Genomic DNA, 17,344 nt, shown 5'->3' on the forward strand with positions numbered 1-17,344 from the left:
AAATTGTATGGGTAAAAAGCGAATCGTTATCATTGGTGGCGCCGGAAATGGGGCAGTATTAGCGCAAATTATACTGGATATGCAGCGCGCTGGTGATGATATTGAGCTAGCCGGATTTCTTAATGATCATCACAGTACTGATGAATTACTGTTTCATTGGCCAGTGCTAGGGAAACCTTCACAGTGGCGCGACTTAGACCAAGATGTACTCTTTGTATTTGCTTTGTTAAGTGTTGGGAAAATGCGAGAAAGGGCTGATTTATTAAAGTCGCTGGGCATTCCTTCTAAGCGGATGGCGACCTTAATTCACCCGAGTGCAATGATAGGTTTTGATTCGCAAATTGGTGCTGGTAGTGTGATTTGCTCGAATGTATCTATTCAACCTCAGGTTAAAATCGGCAGTAATGTGCTTGTTCGAGCTGGAGCGAATGTGGGGCATGATGTACAAATCTTTGATTATGTCGATATTGGTCCTAATGTGTGTTTGTGTGGATATGCCTGCGTGCAAGAAGGGGTACATGTTGCTGCCAATGCCGTAGTACGTGATGGTTTAAACCTTGGAGCTTTTTCTGTTATTGGAGCGGGCTCTGCGCTGTTAAAAGATGCTGGCGAAGGCACTACATGGCTTGGGAATCCAGCCCGTCGAGTCAGCTAGATAAGAGGTGGTTATATGTTTGAATTTAAAGGTAACCGAAACTACTTACACGGGACTGATTTTTATCGGTTTACGCTTGATTATGTCGCTCAACACATGCCTGAAAACACAAGGTTGAGCCAACTGAGTTTTAGAAAGCTTGCACGGTTTCAATGTGAGTTAACAACCCAAAGACCTGAAGCAGGCACGGTAGTGGCAACAGGTAAATTTAGCCTCAGTGATGGTGACACAGTTCCATTTTGGTGGGTTGAGGGAAATACTCTTGTTGAAGGCCGTTATGAATTTGATGAAGATGAGTTAGTTGCTAATGCGGAACTAACAATATCACCAGCAACAATAAAGATGCACAAACCGGTTGACGATTACACCTGTATTGAAGTGCTTGTTGCGTTGACCAAAAAAATGCATAACCAAATTGCTCCTCTTAGCAAAGGGAAATGGTTGTTCGGCCAGTTAAACCTGACACAAAATTTACCAACAGAATATCAAAGCGCAGAAATAAAGCTTCAATCCATGCTACATGGCAAATTTTCAGTGTCTGAAGTGTGGCTAGACGGAGTAAAGCTAGGTCAAATTAGATTTATCGTGGAGGGACAATAATGGAAATCGGTATTCAAGCTATTGCAAGCTATATCCCTACCTCCTCAATTGATAATGTAGAGCAAGGTAGTCACTTTGGCGAAACTGCTGAATTTGTTGAGTCTAAATTAGGCCCCGTTAAGTTGCCTCGTAAGGCCGAAGATCAAGAATGTTCTGATTTATGTGTCGCAGCCATTGAACAGCTCGTTAAGCAACAGCCTAGTTTTGATAAAGAAAAAATCGATGCTCTGATTGTCGTGACTCAAAATGGTGATGGTGAAAAACTGCCTCATACCGCAGCAATAGTGCAACAAAAAGCGGGACTACCAAAAACGATTGCCGCTTTTGATGTATCACTTGGCTGTTCAGGCTATGTGTATGGCCTTTATATTATTAAAGGGTTGTTGCAAGCTGCTGGAATGAAACAAGCTTTGTTGATAACAGCAGATCCTTATTCGAAGGTTATTGATACTTCTGACAGAGTCACTTCCATGTTATTTGGCGATGCTGCTACTGTGAGTTGGATTTCACAAAATCCTGTATTCAAACTGGGCCCTGTCCTGTTCGGCACGGACGGAGAGGGGGCAGAAAGCCTACAAGTTCAAGAAGGCATTTTGTCGATGAATGGGCGACAAGTATTCAACTTTGCTTCTATGAATGTCCCTAAGCATATCAAAGAGTTGTTGGGCGTTTGCGAATTAACAGAGGCTGAAGTGGATGCTTTTTTAATTCACCAAGGTAGTGCCGCGATTGTGGATACCATTGCACGGCGTTTTACGGACAAAAAGCGCTTTATTAAAGACCTGAAGGACACGGGTAATACGGTTTCTTCTTCCATTCCTCTTTTGATAGAAAAACATGCAATGAGTAGTGAATGGAATAACATTGTACTAAGTGGATTTGGTGTAGGCTTCTCGTGGGCCAGTGCATTAATGTATAGATAATTAGGAGGCCAACATGGTCAATTTAGACGTAATAAAAAAAGCCTTAGAAGAGTCAGGTGCAGCGGTTGATACCGAAGGTCTAGTGCTTGATAAAACCTTTGAAGAAGCAGGGTTTGATAGCCTAGATATGTTTAATTTATTTGTCGAACTTGAGCAGCTTACAGGTCATCAAGTTCCTGATGAGCTGATTGACGAGTTAACTTCCCCAGCCGCTTTAATCGCTTATTTTAGTAAATTAAATGACTGATTGGTTACCTAAAAGAGCCTTAGTGATTGCCGAATTGTCAGCCAATCACAATGGTAGCTTACAACGAGCTTGCGACACGGTAAGGGCGATGGCTGATTCTGGAGCGGATATTGTTAAAGTTCAAACATACCGTCCAGAATCGTTATGTCTAGATGTCGATAATGACTATTTTGGCAAACGGAAAGCAGGTTTGTGGAAAGGACGTACCTTGTGGAGTCTTTATCAAGAAGCCGCATTGCCCTACGAATGGCATCAGCCTTTACAAGCCCTTGCCAACGAATTGGGTATGGCGTTTTTCTCAAGTCCGTTTGATCTTGAGGGGGTGGATTTCCTTGAAACACTTAATGTTCCTTACTATAAAATTGCTTCTTTCGAAATTAACCACATTCCGCTCATTGATAAAGCCGCACGTACAGGCAAACCTCTGATTATTTCCACTGGCGTCGCGGATGATAAGGACATTGATTTAGCGCTTAAGACTTGTTTCGAAGCAGGCAATACTAATGTTGCTTTACTTAAATGTACCTCTCAATATCCCGCAAGCTTAAACGATGCCAATCTTCATATGATCACCGATATGCAGAAAAAGTTTAACGTGCCGATTGGGTTATCCGATCACACCATGGGCTCATTAGTGCCGATGACAGCTGTGAGCCTGGGAGCCAGAATCATTGAAAAACACTTCACATTAGACAGACATGATGGCGGCCCAGATTCTGCTTTTTCAATGGAGCCTGATGAGTTTCGTGACATGGTAAATCAGATCAGAAATGTCGAATCATGTTTAGGTAAAGTCAATTACAGTGTGTCTGAACAAGATAAACTTCGCCGCCGCTCAATTTTTTATTGCCGAGATCGCTCTGCCGGTGAGCTGATAGGTGAAGAGGATATTAAAGTTTTGCGTAATGGCAGTGGTTTACATCCAAAGCATATGAAGTCTTTAATTGGGGCAACATTGACTCGCAGCGTCAATGTTGGTGAGCCAGTATTGGCTGAAGATCTTGATAAAAAAGATTTTCTACAACAATAGTGAAACTGGTCGTAACGCAATGGAGTCGTTGTGTATGGGCTACTAGCTAAAATGTATTTTACATATTTCCTGATTTATTGTTTTTGTTAACTTTAACAGGACGTTAATAATAAAAAATGAAAGGGTGATGTTCCATGTGGACTGAACAAATTGAAATAATCAGTAAAGATATGAAGCAAGTTGATTCCAAGTATTTGCCAACCAGCTTTTGGCAATTTGGTGCTAATGGCTTGCAGCAAGATATTGAAACTCATGGTATTGAAAATTTCCGAAGTCTTAAGAGTGCATTATCGTTTTTTGTACCAACCTATAAATTTCATGGTTGGGCGACGCGTCCTGAAAAGTATCAAGACCTGGTCGGAGTTTGCGAAGCTCATTTAGCTGGAGATCAAAAAGCAATTCTATCTATGCAGGATTTCTTGTCGGGTGAAAGCCATGCAAGAAGTGATTTTAGAGTGTATAAAGCAAGTGAGACTAACAAGCAGCCGTTTACTGATAAGTTCAGTGAAAGCTCGATAGGTACACCAATTGAACATTTTGAGTTCGAAAACCGTAAGTTTAGTCGCTCTAGTTTGAATTATTTATTGGGTCTTAATTTCCTTAAACAGCAAATTAAAGATGTTCCAATTAATACAGTGCTTGAAATCGGTGGTGGTTTTGGATCCCTCGGCGAGATTTTATTAAGCGATAGCCGTAACAACACATTCTATATGAATGTTGATATTGCACCGACCTGCTTATTTTCGACTTACTACCTCCAATCGCATTTTGGAAAAGATAATATTGCTGATTATCAAACGGTTAAATCGATGCAAGAACCATCTTTACCTAACCTTTCTGAACGCTTTAAAGGGGCCGTTTTGTGTCCATGGCAATTGCCTCAGGTGAGCGGCGATTTAGACTTGCTCGTTAACTTTATTTCTTTTCAAGAAATGGAGCCTGATATTGTTAAGAACTATCTTGAACATGTTGCCAGACTCAACTGTAAATACGTGCTTTTACGAAATCTACGTGAAGGAAAACAATTGGCAACAGATGGCAGCCATGCAGGGGTTAAAGAGCAAATTAAAGGTGATGATTACGATACCTTTTTACCTGATTATCAGTTGGTATCAACGAATGTTCATCCATTTGGGTTTGAAACGGTAGACGGATTTAATTCAGAATTGCGACTCTATAAACACAAGAGTTTGGGTTAAGTCTTTATAAGTAAAGTTCACATAAGAGTTAGAGGGGGGGAGTTATTGGCATCTTAATAAGATGTTATGGTCTCCCCACAAGGACTCGAACCCTGATCGATCGCTTAGGAGGCGACTGCTCTATCCTGTTGAGCTATAGGGAGACAGGGCAATTATACAAGCTTTTAATATGATTAAAAGGCTTCAAATTTAAATGCTTAATAGTTAAGCAGTTGAGTTAGTTGACCTTTAATCGTCAACTAACGCATAGTTTCAACATCATAGACTTTTAAGATGCATTACCTGTTGCTAACTGATTTAGGTAGTTTCTAGCGGTGACATTATCAGGATTGATTTGCATCACATTATCGAAAGCTGATTTAGCCCCTTCGATTTGCCCAAGCCCTGCTAAAAAGACGCCGAGTTTAATCAATGTACTTTCGTCAGTAGGGTATTTGTCTAAATAATTTAAATACAAATCCAATGCTTGCTGGTTTTTACCTTGTAAGGACAATATATGGGCATGCTGAGGGTAATATTCGTCACTGTACTGAGCCAAAGACGTTATTGTTTCTTCTGCTAAGTCAATTTTGTGTAATTTAAGCGCCAGCAATAACTGCTGCTTTAATTCGACTTCAGTTCTACTTGTGGGTTCAATTTCCAGTAACGCAGCTAAAGCTGCATCAAAGTTATTTTCTAAAAAATGTACATAATGCAACGCGAGATGGAATAACCTATGTGCAAACTTATCATTGGCAATTAATGGCTCTATATTGTTAGTGAGTAGTGTTAAACCATCGATATTCTTATGTTGTTTCAAATCTAGAATTTTGGCTAATGTATTGTCTAAATTTTGGTTCTTTTTCTTCATCGAAAAGTATGGATGAGCAAAGCTTGTGAGTTGATCTTGATAGCTGTCACTTGCTGATTTTAGTTTGGATTTTTCATCTAGTGTCAAAGAGCTAGCGACTGTGTTGTCGAGCATTGCTTGAAAAATATTGACTCGTCCCGGTTGGTTGTGCTTTTTCCAGCCTTCGGTAATCAATTCTATTGATGGTGCGTCGCTTATTTCTTCACGTCTTAATTTGACAATATCTAGTGCGGTCTCAGTTAACTCTTGAAGCTGTTCAGTAATGATTTGATAAGCACTATAGTACAAATGAGTCATCGAATTCATTTGTTTAAAGGACCAATCCTGAGTCTTCTTTGTTGTCAGAAATTGCGTAAACTCAAAATATCCGAATACCTTTATCGACATATTATATTTTGGAAATTTCTTATTTATTTTTTGCTCAACTTTATCGATTTCACTCGCTTTAGCTTGAAACGCTGCAGAGTGCTGTTTCAACTTTTTAGCTTCATTATTAATGTGTAAGGCTTTGATAGCCAGCTTGCTTATTGCTTTAAAAGCCTCGTTAGCAGCAGATAATTCAGTTTGAATACGTTGTAATTTTTCTTGTTTGTTTTCACTAGCTGATGGAACCATTTCGAGTAACTGACTTGGACTGCAATCAGCTGAAACAATTGAAACTTGTTCTTTTGGTATATGGGTAATACCTTGAATTTTAGCTGCATTTATAGATAGGTTAACGATTTCAACATTAGGGTAAGTCTCAGCTTCTTCTTTTAGCGCGAGTGCTGCATGTATCAGTTGAATTGGCGTTTCAGCAATGCTACCTGAGTAGGTTTCTACCCACTCATGAATAATACTATTATTACTTCCGGCACTGGCTTCAACGCTTCCTTTTGCATGAGTGACGCCTGCAGAGGAGTGACATAAATCAACGCCGCTTAAAAGCACTTGTTTAAAGCCCATTTCAATTGCCACTCTGATAGCGCTATTGGTTACCGTAGGACCAATGGTAAGAATGTTGTTAGTTTCTTCCCATGGGAACCGATTGCCTAAGAACAATGATTTTCCATTCCACTGGGCAATGATTCGATGATTGACATGATGTGAGTTAATAAACAGGCTTTCATTTGCGAGGCGCATCATATCGCGGTTAACCTCAAAACTTGTATCTTGAGGATCTACTGAAACAATAATATGAGCTGGGATCCCAGCAGCAGACAACTTTGATGCGAACCTTGATACGGTAAGAATGAAAAGCTGTTCATAATTAGCTTTAATCCAATCAATATGTTCATCAAGTGATGGGCCACCACCAATCACTATTGCAGTTTTACCTGCAAATTTATTTTTCAATATCGAAGCTGGTTGGTTATTTTCGACAACATTGAAAAATTGTTCTACAAAAAATGACTTTTGAGTAAAATTTGCTTTATGTGAGGTGGTTTGTTGTTTTATTAACTTATAAATTTGGCTGTAGTAGCCTGAATATTCTTCAACCACGCCTGCAGAGGCGGCTAATGAGAGTGTAATGGCGATTTGATCTTTTATAAGGAATAAATCATCTTCGCCCGATTCTATATGTTCATTAAGTTCTTCAAGACTTAGCACTTTAAGGTAGTGTTGCTGCTCCTCTGGTATATCAATATTTAACATCGACATGACTTCTGGAAGCTCTACAAAAATGTATTTACTTCCTGCTACCTGTGGAGACTCAAGAATATAATTAACCAATAAGCCAGAATCGAGACCTAGAATGATGTGTAATGTATCTTCCTTAAAAATATCCTGTTTATACTTCTTTTTAAAAGCGGTTATAGAGTCTTCTTTTTCAAAGGTATTCCTGTTGATGCAGGGCAAGTAGTACTCATCAAATTGACTAATGGCGAACTGATTATTAAAAACTGATTGTGATGTAGCCATTGTAAGTAAAACCTTCTTGTCTATTGGTATATGTTTTATCGATTCACGTTCACTGATTTTTAAATCTTAATCACAATATCTTGGATCTGTATGTTGCCAGAGCTTTCAATACCTTCTAGTAAGGCTGTGGCGCTTTCTTCTGAAACTTGTTCTATTGTGACCGTGGCTCTATTTTTAGTCGCAACAGCTCGCATTAAATTCACTCTATCAGGAATATTTTGTTGTAACACGATTTGGAAGTTATCACCCATTTTGACGTTATTTCGACGGCCTAAATTAATGATGATTCTATTACCTTGCTTAGCAACGATTTGACCGAGTAAAGGTCGACAATTTAGTAAATTATCAATATCTTGAGTGCTTTGTTGTAAAAGCTGATTCATAGTTTGACCATAAGTTGAGCCCCAAAATCGTTGGGTTGAAGGTGAAACGGTTTCATCTCGTTCAAAATCCCACTCAGCTTCTGCTTGATAGTCTTTGCTCCACACTTTTTCACCACTAATGCCATGGAACATGGTAAACCGTAAATTAATTTGTCTTAAAGGTGTCTCATCCCATAATCCAAATAAAGAACTCGAGTATGGCTCGGTTGAAATATCGAGGATTTCCGGTTGTAAGATATATTGGCTGTCGGTTATTTCGCCAAGCCAGCTTGGTATGCGTTGGCCTTTGAAGTTGATGAGTTGGTTGGTATGGTCAAGCTTCTCATCGGCGTGCATACGAGCAAAACTGTAGTCAGAGCCATTATTTAATAAATTGCCAAACTGCTGTGATAAAGCTTGTTCAAAGTTAGCAAGTTGTCCGTATCGAAGTTGTGAGCGGTCACGCATGATGGCTTGGGGGATCATTATTGCCGCTTTTAATTGTTGGCTGTGGCATTGCTGTGCTTGGGGTTTAGATTCAAGATTGAGCCGCAACATAACCGTGATATCTGATGCGCTGATGATTTCAGACACGAGCTCAATATCGTTAGCTTGACCCATGCGTTTTATTTGAAATGCATCTTGAGTTAAGTTGCCCTGATTAATACTTTGCTGGCTATTAAAGTTTACACCCGCTTTTAAGCTGGCATAGTTTAATGCTTGATTAATCGCATCCTCGCGGGCTTTATCTATATTGCCGTCAATAATTTTGGCTTTTCCTGACACTTCAACTCTTTGCGCTAATACAGAGTGACTGAAACAAGCTGAAAGAATAACCAGCATGATAATCGTCAAATATTTAGAGCTAACGTTTGGCATGTTCATGTTCGCTTTTCACAATATCGAAGAAAAAGGGTGCCAACTCTATGACGGTTTAGCACGACTTAAATTAATTATCATAATAAAAGCAAAAACCATGCCTGTATGAGCTTTTAGCAGTGAACAGATGGAGATAAATTCTTCATTTCAAGGTAAAGGTTTTGAATGTGTGGTCGATACATTATCTATAGTGTGTTTAATGTGTGCTCTGATTGGGCCTAAAGCCTGTTAGTGGCAACATTACTGAACCTAACATCACATCAATGCTGAGACGTCATTGTAATAAGGAATAAGCCATGAGCCGTTTAATCATTTTTCCCATTGCGTTGCTAGCGGCTGCTTGCGCTAGCGAGCCGCCTGTGTCGACAAATGAGTTAGCTTATGTAGAAAAGCCTACTGAAACTAGCTTTTGGTTTAGTGATGAACCTGAAGTGCAGCCTGCGCCTTTACAATATGACATTACTAAAGCCGGTCTAGCCCCTAAATCACATGTAAATATATTGGCTGAAAAAGTCGTAAATGAATTGGTATTACAAAATGACAGTTTACGCTCTGACCAACCTTTACTTGTAACCACTCCGGTTAATACCAGTGATTACAGCAAAACGGATGCTTTAGGCTTACAGTTACAGCAAGGTTTTGTTGCCGCTTTTCATAGTCATGAATTTAACTTGGTCGATTTAAACGTGGCGAATGCATTACGTTCAACTGAGCAGGGCGAGTTTATTTTAAGTCGAGATTGGAAGTTACTTCCGTCTGATTTGCCTGTCTCTCACGTTGTCGTTTCGACTATGGATACCACACCAATGGGCTTAGTTCTTAATGCAAGAATTGTGAATGTGACTAATAATCGGGTGGTGTCAGCAGTACAAACTTTTGTGAATATGAATAGTTTACCTGGCTATTTATCACCTTCAAATCAAGTCATTTTTCAAGATGGATTGCTTTTTCGCCATGAAGCGTCTGGTCAAGGTAATGCCGTAGTATTGGGAGCGAAATTATGAATAAGTTAGTGGTTCTATTGGTTTCATTATTGGCAATCTCGATAAGTGGTTGTGCAAGTAATGATAAATATGTGCAATGGGAAACAGAAGCGCCAGATCAGTTCCCTAAGTTAACTGCAATTGGTTATGCGCCTTTAGCGACTCAGCCTGCGAAAGAGCAGTCACATAAAGTTCTAATGGCCATGCAAGCGTCAAAAATCGCGGCATATCGAGAATTAGCAGAGCAGGTATATGGTCAACAGATTGATGCTCATAGCCAAATGAGCGACTGGATGCTCAATAACGAAACCGTTTCTGCCAATGTGTCAGGAATGATTAAAGGCGCGAAAGTAGTAAAAAGCTATCCTGCGGGTGATATGTATGTGACTGAGTTAGAGCTGGATTTTGCTCAGGTGTGGGATCTTTATCAGCAACAAAACCGCCCCCGTCGTGTAAAAGAAGTGACATACTTTTAATGTAAATTTCGACAGATATAAAAACCGCCAATAAAGGCGGTTTTTTTATGTTGGTCATTAGCGATGCTGTTTTGCCATTGGAGAGATTGCAGTTGACCTAGGATGAACTGTTTACATGGCTTAAATCGATATTAGCTTAACTTAGGCTTTGAGGTTTTGGCCCAAAGATGAAATTGTCGACGTTCGGCCTTTGTCGTTATAAGTTAAACTGGTGGCATTTCTACTCATTTGCATGGCTTGAGAAAAGCGATTTAAGCTCGCGATATTCAGTTCGATTAAGCTAGCATTTTGATTATTGATGTCTTTACACTCTTCGAGAATGGTTTTAGCTTCAGCGACTTTCTCAATGAGTTTAGGCTCTGAATTGAGCAAAGATTTATCTGGATGATTAGCTAATTTCTCATCATTTTGTTGAAGCGTATTCAAACACTCCACTTTTTCGCGTGCAAGTGCTAGCAAGGTGTCGGCATCTTGATCTGCTAAGGCCTGCTTTTCTGCAGATACAAGTTTTTTCAGCGACGACAAAGTGCCGTGCTGAAAAGATAACAGCTGTAGTAATTCATTCATAATTTACTCTTTATAAAAACCCACATCATAACGACAAGGCGTAATGCGATGATGATTGTTTATCCAAGAGCAGGTATGACGCTACTCTTGGTCGAAATTTAGTCCGCTCATGTCAGCTTCAAAGCTTGCAATATTCGCCGCTAATTTTTCAGGGTCGACTTTATAACGTCCCTCTGAAATGGCTGACTTTATTGCATCAACTTTGCTTTGATCAATTTCAGGTAAAGATGCCATGTTAGTTTGGGCTCCTTGCAGCTGCTGTGCTTGCGAGGTAATGCTGACCGAATCACTTTTAATAGGTGCAGCCTGTTGCCCAGCTGACTCGGCAGCTTTTGGGGCAGCACCTGAGTCACGATTAGTACGCAACTGAGTGTGTGATGCTGTTTTAAGATTGTTAATATCAATTGCCATTTTAGGCTCCAGCGTAATTTATGGTTTTCCTAACAGGCTATCGACCCTGTTGGAAAAAACTTTAGGAATATTTTACATCCTAACTTCAACTTCGCCAACTCCGGTGACAATGACATCTAATCGTCTGTTTGAGTTGGCATTTCTGACTCTTATTGCATCGCCTATATTGCCATCTCTTAATGCTTCACCAGCTGTTTTTATTTCAAAGCTATTTGTTTTTGCGTAAATGGATACCGAATCCCCCTTACAGACAAAACATAGGTTATTATTCAGCAATGGGGCTTTAGCTGCGACACGTCTTTTAGAGCGGGTGCCGATTATGTTGCTTGTGTCTGAGAAAAACTGTCCTCGGATACTGTGTTGGTCAACGTAATTAATTTCGATGGCTTCAGGAGTGATGAGCTCACCTTTTTCAATGATGCCAATTGCGGTGACGACGGGGTACATGACTTCGACTTTAACCGATAAGTACATTTGCCAAGGGTAATCGTAGTCTGGGCTGATGCAGCTAATTTTAACGGTATTGGTTCGATTAATCGGTCGGTCGCTTGCCATAGCAACAGAAAGAGGAGGGTAACAAGCGGGTGGCGTTAACCTTCCTTCTAAGCTTTGGGGAATGATATTCACTTTCGCATTGGGGTTGGCATTTGGACTGGTTGCAATTTTTTTTGCAACTGTCTCTTTAGCTAGCTCGGTGATGGTCGATAAAGTATAGGTAATAGTGCTTTGTTCACTGGCAAAAACCGGTAAATGAATGCAAAGAATGAGCAATAACAGTAATGTGTTTTTCTTCATATCTTGTTTCTAGCGGTGGTGGCCAGAATACCTCTATACTTTTAAGTTAAGCTAACAACGCTTTGATTTTGGATAAATGGTTATCGGGTAAATAAAGAGTCATAAGTTTGACTTTTTTGGCTTGAAAGCACCGATACGGTTTAAATAAGCAATAAGTATGCCTATTACCTAAATGCGATAGTCATCGCGACATAAATAATTGCAGCGTATGCTACAATTTGACAAATATGGCTTATGGTCGCTTTAAGTCATAAGTAATAAAGTCCTTAGGGGCAGTATAAATAAAACAAGGCAGGGTTATGTCGAGTATTCTTGAGTCAGTTAATAAACGTACGCAGCTTGTAGGTCAAAACAGATTAGAGTTGTTACTATTTAAGTTGAATGGACGTCAGCGTTTTGGCATTAACGTATTTAAAGTAAAAGAAGTGCTGCAATGTCCTCCGTTAACGACATTACCTCGTTTGAGTCCGCTGATTAAAGGTATTGCCCATATCCGTGGTTCAACCATCTCTGTGATTGATTTGAGTGCTGCAACAGGTGGGCGTCCTCTTACATCGACAGAGAATTGTTTTATTATCATTGCTGAATACAACCGAAGTATTCAAGGGTTCCTAGTCAGTTCAGTTGAACGTATTATCAATATGAACTGGGAATCGATTATGCCACCACCACAAGGGGCTGGGCGTAACTCTTATTTAACTGCGGTAACTGAAATCGAAGGTGAATTGGTTGAGATTTTAGATGTTGAAAAAATCTTAGACGAGATATCACCTGTTAAGACTGAAATCAGTGAAGAAGCTAATGAAGCGTTAACCATTGATCGTGACCAGCATTATCACATCATGGTCATTGATGATTCTGCAGTGGCGCGTAAACAAATTATTCGTTCGCTTGAGTCGCTTAATTTGCAAATTGATACCGCCATTGATGGTAAAGATGCGCTAGAAAAGCTTAAAGCGATTGCGACTGAGATGGATAATGTTGCTGACGAAATTCCTTTGATTATTTCGGATATCGAAATGCCAGAAATGGATGGTTATACCTTAACGGCTGAAATTAGAGACGATCCTAAGTTGAAAGACATTAAAGTGGTACTTCATACATCTCTTAGTGGTGTATTTAACCAAGCAATGGTTGAGAAAGTGGGTGCCAATGACTTTATCGCCAAGTTTAATCCAGATGAATTAGCATCTGCTGTAAATAAACACCTAATTTTATAAGCAATATTGATAAGTCTGACTATGATTAAATAGATAGTCAGACAGTTATTGTGAGCAATACGTTGTGCTTGTCGATAGTCGTGATAAGTTAATAAAAGTAACCTGTTCACTCTGAAGTGACGCTAGTGTCATTTCTTATAATAGGATGTAAATGTGACGAATAAATCACTCGCTGAAGCAGAATATAATCAGTTTAAGCTCTTTTTAGAACAGCACAGCGGCATTGTATTAGGTGACAACAAGCAATATTTAGTAAGAAGCCGATTAGCTCCTTTGATGGGTAAATATGATTTGCCGTCATTATCAGAAGTGGTTAAAAGGTCGATGAAGCCAACGGAAAGGCATTTAAGGGCGGAAGTCATTGATGCAATGACAACGAATGAGACCTTGTGGTTTAGGGACAAATATCCGTTCGAGTTGCTCAATAATGCGTTATTACCTGAATACAGTCGCTTAGGAAGACCGTTAAAAATTTGGTCAGCTGCTTGTTCTTCAGGGCAAGAGCCTTATTCGCTTGCGATGACGATTTTGGAATACCAGCAACGTAAACCAGGCGCATTACCTGGTAATGCAACCATTCAAGCGACAGATTTATCTCCGTCAATGCTTGAGCGTTGTAAAAATGCTGAATACGATAGTTTAGCCCTAGCTAGAGGGTTATCACCTGAGCGTAAGCGCCAATTTTTTGATCCTTTGCCTTCCGGTAACATGAAAGTAAAAGATAATGTAAAGCGTTTGGTAAACTTTAGGGCACACAATCTTCTTGAAAGTTATAGCCTTTTAGGAAAGTTTGATATTATTTTTTGCCGTAATGTTCTGATTTATTTTGCCCCAGAGGCAAAAGCAAAAATATTGCGGCAATTTGCTGCCGCTTTAAACCCTAACGGTATTTTGTTTTTAGGGGCGTCAGAGTCTATCTCGGGATTAACGGACGAGTTCAATATGGTTAGGTGCAACCCTGGTATATATTACCAGAAGAAGAGTTAACTATAATTTATTGTAATAGTTGAATATTTTTATTTATTAATGCCAGCATTCGTTGGCATTTTCATTTTTATCATTTCATTTCTAATAATCTAATTTTTTTGGCATAAGCTTTGCTTTAATTCTGTCAGTTAGCTGGTGGAGGCAATTTTATGGCGATTAATTTTGAAAATGGTTTAGGTATACATCAATACTCTTTGGGCATACGTGCACAACGGGCTGAAGTGCTATCCAGCAACATCGCCAATGCTAATACGCCAGGTTATAAAGCTCGAGATGTCGACTTTGCCGCAGCAATGAACAGCGCACGCGCTAAGCAAAGTGGATTACAGATGAGTCAAACAACTGACAAACATTTCGACTTGAAAGCGTTAAGCCAGGAAAACGTAAAGTTTAGAGTGCCTAATCAACCAGATACAGGTGATGGTAACACCGTTGATTCTCAACAAGAACAAGCGGCCTTTATGCAGAACTCCTTGGAATATCAAATGTCACTGGGTTTTCTTGAAAGCAAGTTCTCAGGCATGCGTAAAGCTATTAGAGGTGATTAATCATGAGTCTATTTAATATTTTTAATGTGTCGGGTTCTGGTATGTCAGCACAATCAGTGCGACTTAATACTACCGCCAGTAACATTGCCAATGCTGATTCAGTTTCCAGTAGTGTTGATCAGACTTATAAGGCTCGCCATCCAATTTTTGAAGCCGAAATGGCCAAAGCAAGCCATGAGCAAAATAGTTCTCACAGTGTCAGTGTTAAGGGCATTGTTGAAAGTGATAAACCGTTATTAAAGGAGTTTTCTCCTGATCATCCTATGGCTGATGGTGACGGCTTTATTTACAAACCGAATGTCAATGTGATGGAAGAGATGGCGGATATGATTTCAGCCTCTCGTTCTTATCAAATGAATGTCCAAGTGGCTGATGCGGCAAAATCTATGCTGCAGCAAACACTTCGTATGGGTAAGTAATATGAATTTTGTGGGGGGTAAAAGATGAGCCTCATTAATCCTTACAGCAGTCAGTCTTTACCACAGACTCAATCTGCTAGTAGTACTGGTATTGCATCCAATACACAAGAAACAGCCAGTACAGGGAATGCATTTTTAGACAGTGTGGCCTTACAAGGAGAGCCAGAAACACCTGAACCTAATAGCCAGGAACTGACTCAATCAGATTTCTTTGCTTTATTGAGTCAACAGTTATCAATGCAAGATCCGTTTAAGCCTGTTGAAAACGATCAAATGATTTCGCAAATGGCATCATTCTCAACCGTTGACGGTATTGCCAAGTTGAATGAAGAAATTCTTAACTTAAATAACTTAACGAGTTCGAGTCAGGCGCTGCAGGCTTCAAGTTTAGTAGGCCGTAAAGTGTTAATTCCGTCTGATACGGGGCACATATCGTCAGATAGTCCAGAAGTCAATGGCGTGATAAGTACACCAACTTCTATCGATACGATAACAGTCAGTATTGAAGACGAAAGTGGCCAAGTCATTAAAACCTTTGAAGTTGACGGCTCTGCTGGCGGTAACATTGATGTGTCATGGGATGGGCTAGATAAAAATGGCGATCCAGCTCCTGAAGGAAATTACGCGATAAAAGCGAACGGCAAAATTGATGGAAAATCAGAAGATTTAGCAGTATCGACCTATGCGCATGTGACGAGCGTGTCACTGGGTAACACCACTACAGGGGCAATATTAAACCTACGTGGTATTGGTGGTATTCAGTTGTCAGATGTCTTAGCTGTCACTGAAAGTTAATTAGCTTATCAAATTTAAAGCTGGCAGCTGTGGCAGTCAGTAAAACAAACAGAATGAGTAGGAAAGGGGTGAATTATGTCGTTTAACATTGCTTTGAGTGGTATTTCTGCAGCTCAAAAAGATCTCAATACCACTGCGAATAACATTGCTAACGTTAACACCGTAGGCTTTAAAGAATCTCGTGCCGAGTTTGCTGACGTATATGCTAATTCAATTTTCTCAAACAGCAAAACTGCTGTTGGTGGCGGTGCGACAACGACTCAGGTTGCACAGCAATTTCAGCAAGGCAGTTTACAGTTTACTAGTAACTCTTTAGATATGGCGATAAGTGGCGGTGGTTTCTTTGTGACATCATCAGGTGTGGGAGTTCAAGATCACGCATTCACTCGTGCTGGCGCATTTAAAGTTAACTCAGAAAGTTACATGACTGATTCTGCTGGTAACTATTTACAAGGTTTCCCTGTCGATGCTGACGGTAACTCTACCTCGGTTAGTTTAACGACGACTCAACCAATTAAGATCCCTGATACGGCAGGTAGCCCAGTGAAAACTGAGAATATTGGCCTACAGATGAACCTTGATGTGGGTGAAACGCCATTAGATCCTGCTAACTTTGATCCAAACGATCCTGACACGTTTAATAAATCGACTTCAGTGACGATTTATGACTCACTTGGTGAATCGCACATTATGACCACCTATTTTGTTAAGCCGACAGAAGGGGCTTATACCGGTGAAAGTAACTGGGTTGCATTCTATGCTGTAGATGGCAAACAAGTTGACCTTGACCAAGCAAATGGTGGTTCATACGGCGCTGATACGACTGGTGACGGTGTTGCTGATACGACAAGATTTGCTGAAAATGCATCAGGCTGGAAAGGCTCGGTATTAAAGTTCAATGATGCGGGCGCATATACAGGCTCAGATCCTGCGGTAGTTGAAACTGTTGAGCTGGGTGTTAATGGTGCTAACGTATTAGGCCCTGGCGCTGATGGCAGTCAAAAAGTCACCGTTGGATTTAATAATCCAACTCAATATGCATCTCCATTTGAAGTGACTGAGTTAACTCAAGATGGTACCACCGTCGGTCGTTTGACTAACGTAGGTATTGGCGAAGATGGCTTAGTGACAGCAAGTTACAGTAACGGTTCGACTGAACCATTAGCTCGAGTTGCTTTGGTTCGTTTTGCTAACGAGCAAGGTTTAACCCAAGTGGGTAATACTTCTTGGAAAGCCAGCTTAGATTCTGGTCCAGCGCTAGCAGGTGAAGCAAATAGTGGTACCTTTGGTAGTATTCGTTCATCGGCGCTTGAACAATCTAACGTTGATTTGACCACTGAGTTAGTGGATTTGATTTCTGCACAACGTAACTTCCAAGCGAACTCTCGTACACTTGAAGTGAATAACACGTTAAATCAGTCGATTCTTCAAATTCGATAAGTTTGACTTGTTTTGACAAAGAGTTGCCGCAACGGCAACTCTTTGCCTTTTCATTT

General features: G+C 40.1%; 19 protein-coding genes and 1 tRNA gene. 14 read left to right on the forward strand and 6 right to left on the reverse strand.

The window, feature by feature from the left end; genetic code table 11:
- The first annotated feature begins 7 nt into the window (after positions 1–7).
- The 6 genes from AB4128_RS11445 to AB4128_RS11470 all read left to right on the forward strand — a co-directional run bounded on the left by AB4128_RS11445 (position 8) and on the right by AB4128_RS11470 (position 4,654).
- A complete protein-coding gene (locus AB4128_RS11445; protein ID WP_372037717.1) occupies positions 8–655 on the forward strand; it encodes a NeuD/PglB/VioB family sugar acetyltransferase in 648 nt (215 codons plus the stop codon).
- A gap of 15 nt (positions 656–670) precedes the next feature.
- Positions 671–1,255 carry a hypothetical protein gene (locus AB4128_RS11450; RefSeq protein ID WP_372037718.1) on the forward strand — a complete coding sequence of 195 codons (585 nt, stop codon included), beginning with the start codon at positions 671–673 and terminating at the stop codon, positions 1,253–1,255.
- Complete coding sequence (locus tag AB4128_RS11455) at positions 1,255–2,178, forward strand: ketoacyl-ACP synthase III (protein ID WP_372037719.1); 924 nt, start codon at positions 1,255–1,257, stop codon at positions 2,176–2,178. Before AB4128_RS11450 ends, AB4128_RS11455 begins: the two co-directional genes overlap by 1 nt.
- A gap of 13 nt (positions 2,179–2,191) precedes the next feature.
- The gene (locus tag AB4128_RS11460; protein ID WP_055025067.1) at positions 2,192–2,425 is read left to right on the forward strand and encodes an acyl carrier protein; all 234 of its coding nucleotides are present in this window, start codon (positions 2,192–2,194) and stop codon (positions 2,423–2,425) included.
- On the forward strand, positions 2,418–3,455 hold the full coding sequence (gene pseI, locus AB4128_RS11465) for a pseudaminic acid synthase (RefSeq protein ID WP_372037720.1): 1,038 nt from the start codon (positions 2,418–2,420) through the stop codon (positions 3,453–3,455). The genes AB4128_RS11460 and pseI overlap by 8 nt, the downstream gene beginning before the upstream one ends.
- A 134-nt stretch (positions 3,456–3,589) precedes the next feature.
- Positions 3,590–4,654, forward strand: a complete 1,065-nt coding sequence (locus tag AB4128_RS11470; RefSeq protein ID WP_372037721.1) for a putative sugar O-methyltransferase — start codon at positions 3,590–3,592, stop codon at positions 4,652–4,654.
- A 67-nt stretch (positions 4,655–4,721) separates the two neighbouring features.
- Here the strand turns inward: AB4128_RS11470 and AB4128_RS11475 are convergent.
- The 3 genes from AB4128_RS11475 to AB4128_RS11485 form a co-directional block, all read right to left on the reverse strand.
- Positions 4,722–4,797: transfer RNA gene (locus AB4128_RS11475), tRNA-Arg, on the reverse strand.
- Positions 4,798–4,922: 125 nt separating this feature from the next.
- Positions 4,923–7,406 (reverse strand): 6-hydroxymethylpterin diphosphokinase MptE-like protein, encoded by a 2,484-nt coding sequence (locus AB4128_RS11480; protein WP_372037722.1) that lies wholly within the window; start codon positions 7,404–7,406, stop codon positions 4,923–4,925.
- A 59-nt stretch (positions 7,407–7,465) separates the two neighbouring features.
- Positions 7,466–8,647: a flagellar assembly protein T N-terminal domain-containing protein gene (locus AB4128_RS11485; RefSeq protein ID WP_372037723.1), complete on the reverse strand. Its 1,182-nt coding sequence runs from the start codon at positions 8,645–8,647 to the stop codon at positions 7,466–7,468.
- A gap of 296 nt (positions 8,648–8,943) precedes the next feature.
- Between AB4128_RS11485 and AB4128_RS11490 the strand changes: the two genes are divergently transcribed.
- Both AB4128_RS11490 and AB4128_RS11495 read left to right on the forward strand, forming a co-directional pair.
- Positions 8,944–9,651 (forward strand): FlgO family outer membrane protein, encoded by a 708-nt coding sequence (locus AB4128_RS11490; RefSeq protein ID WP_055025056.1) that lies wholly within the window; start codon positions 8,944–8,946, stop codon positions 9,649–9,651.
- Complete coding sequence (locus AB4128_RS11495; RefSeq protein ID WP_065108543.1) at positions 9,648–10,106, forward strand: LPP20 family lipoprotein; 459 nt, start codon at positions 9,648–9,650, stop codon at positions 10,104–10,106. The genes AB4128_RS11490 and AB4128_RS11495 overlap by 4 nt, the downstream gene beginning before the upstream one ends.
- 141 nt (positions 10,107–10,247) lie before the next feature.
- Here AB4128_RS11495 and AB4128_RS11500 read toward each other — a convergent pair whose 3' ends face one another.
- From AB4128_RS11500 to flgA, 3 genes are all read right to left on the reverse strand, one after another.
- On the reverse strand, positions 10,248–10,673 hold the full coding sequence (locus AB4128_RS11500) for a flagella synthesis protein FlgN (RefSeq protein ID WP_055025054.1): 426 nt from the start codon (positions 10,671–10,673) through the stop codon (positions 10,248–10,250).
- Positions 10,674–10,754: 81 nt separating this feature from the next.
- A complete protein-coding gene (flgM, locus tag AB4128_RS11505; RefSeq protein ID WP_055025053.1) occupies positions 10,755–11,084 on the reverse strand; it encodes a flagellar biosynthesis anti-sigma factor FlgM in 330 nt (109 codons plus the stop codon).
- Between the two features lie 72 nt (positions 11,085–11,156).
- Positions 11,157–11,879, reverse strand: a complete 723-nt coding sequence (flgA, locus tag AB4128_RS11510) for a flagellar basal body P-ring formation chaperone FlgA (protein ID WP_080916258.1) — start codon at positions 11,877–11,879, stop codon at positions 11,157–11,159.
- Positions 11,880–12,178: 299 nt separating this feature from the next.
- On the opposite strand from flgA, the gene AB4128_RS11515 reads away from it, so the two are divergent.
- From AB4128_RS11515 to flgE, 6 genes are all read left to right on the forward strand, one after another.
- Positions 12,179–13,099 (forward strand): chemotaxis protein CheV, encoded by a 921-nt coding sequence (locus tag AB4128_RS11515; RefSeq protein ID WP_055025051.1) that lies wholly within the window; start codon positions 12,179–12,181, stop codon positions 13,097–13,099.
- A 153-nt stretch (positions 13,100–13,252) separates the two neighbouring features.
- Positions 13,253–14,086 carry a protein-glutamate O-methyltransferase CheR gene (locus AB4128_RS11520; RefSeq protein WP_055025050.1) on the forward strand — a complete coding sequence of 278 codons (834 nt, stop codon included), beginning with the start codon at positions 13,253–13,255 and terminating at the stop codon, positions 14,084–14,086.
- Between the two features lie 149 nt (positions 14,087–14,235).
- Positions 14,236–14,634: a flagellar basal body rod protein FlgB gene (gene flgB / locus AB4128_RS11525; protein ID WP_065108539.1), complete on the forward strand. Its 399-nt coding sequence runs from the start codon at positions 14,236–14,238 to the stop codon at positions 14,632–14,634.
- A gap of 2 nt (positions 14,635–14,636) precedes the next feature.
- Positions 14,637–15,053: a flagellar basal body rod protein FlgC gene (gene flgC, locus AB4128_RS11530; protein ID WP_055025048.1), complete on the forward strand. Its 417-nt coding sequence runs from the start codon at positions 14,637–14,639 to the stop codon at positions 15,051–15,053.
- A gap of 24 nt (positions 15,054–15,077) precedes the next feature.
- Complete coding sequence (gene flgD / locus AB4128_RS11535; protein ID WP_055025047.1) at positions 15,078–15,848, forward strand: flagellar hook assembly protein FlgD; 771 nt, start codon at positions 15,078–15,080, stop codon at positions 15,846–15,848.
- Between the two features lie 75 nt (positions 15,849–15,923).
- On the forward strand, positions 15,924–17,288 hold the full coding sequence (gene flgE / locus AB4128_RS11540) for a flagellar hook protein FlgE (protein ID WP_055025046.1): 1,365 nt from the start codon (positions 15,924–15,926) through the stop codon (positions 17,286–17,288).
- Positions 17,289–17,344: the final 56 nt, after the last annotated feature.

It is taken from the genome of Shewanella sp. 10N.286.52.A9, assembly GCF_041468985.1.
GTDB classification, from domain to species: domain Bacteria; phylum Pseudomonadota; class Gammaproteobacteria; order Enterobacterales; family Shewanellaceae; genus Shewanella; species Shewanella japonica.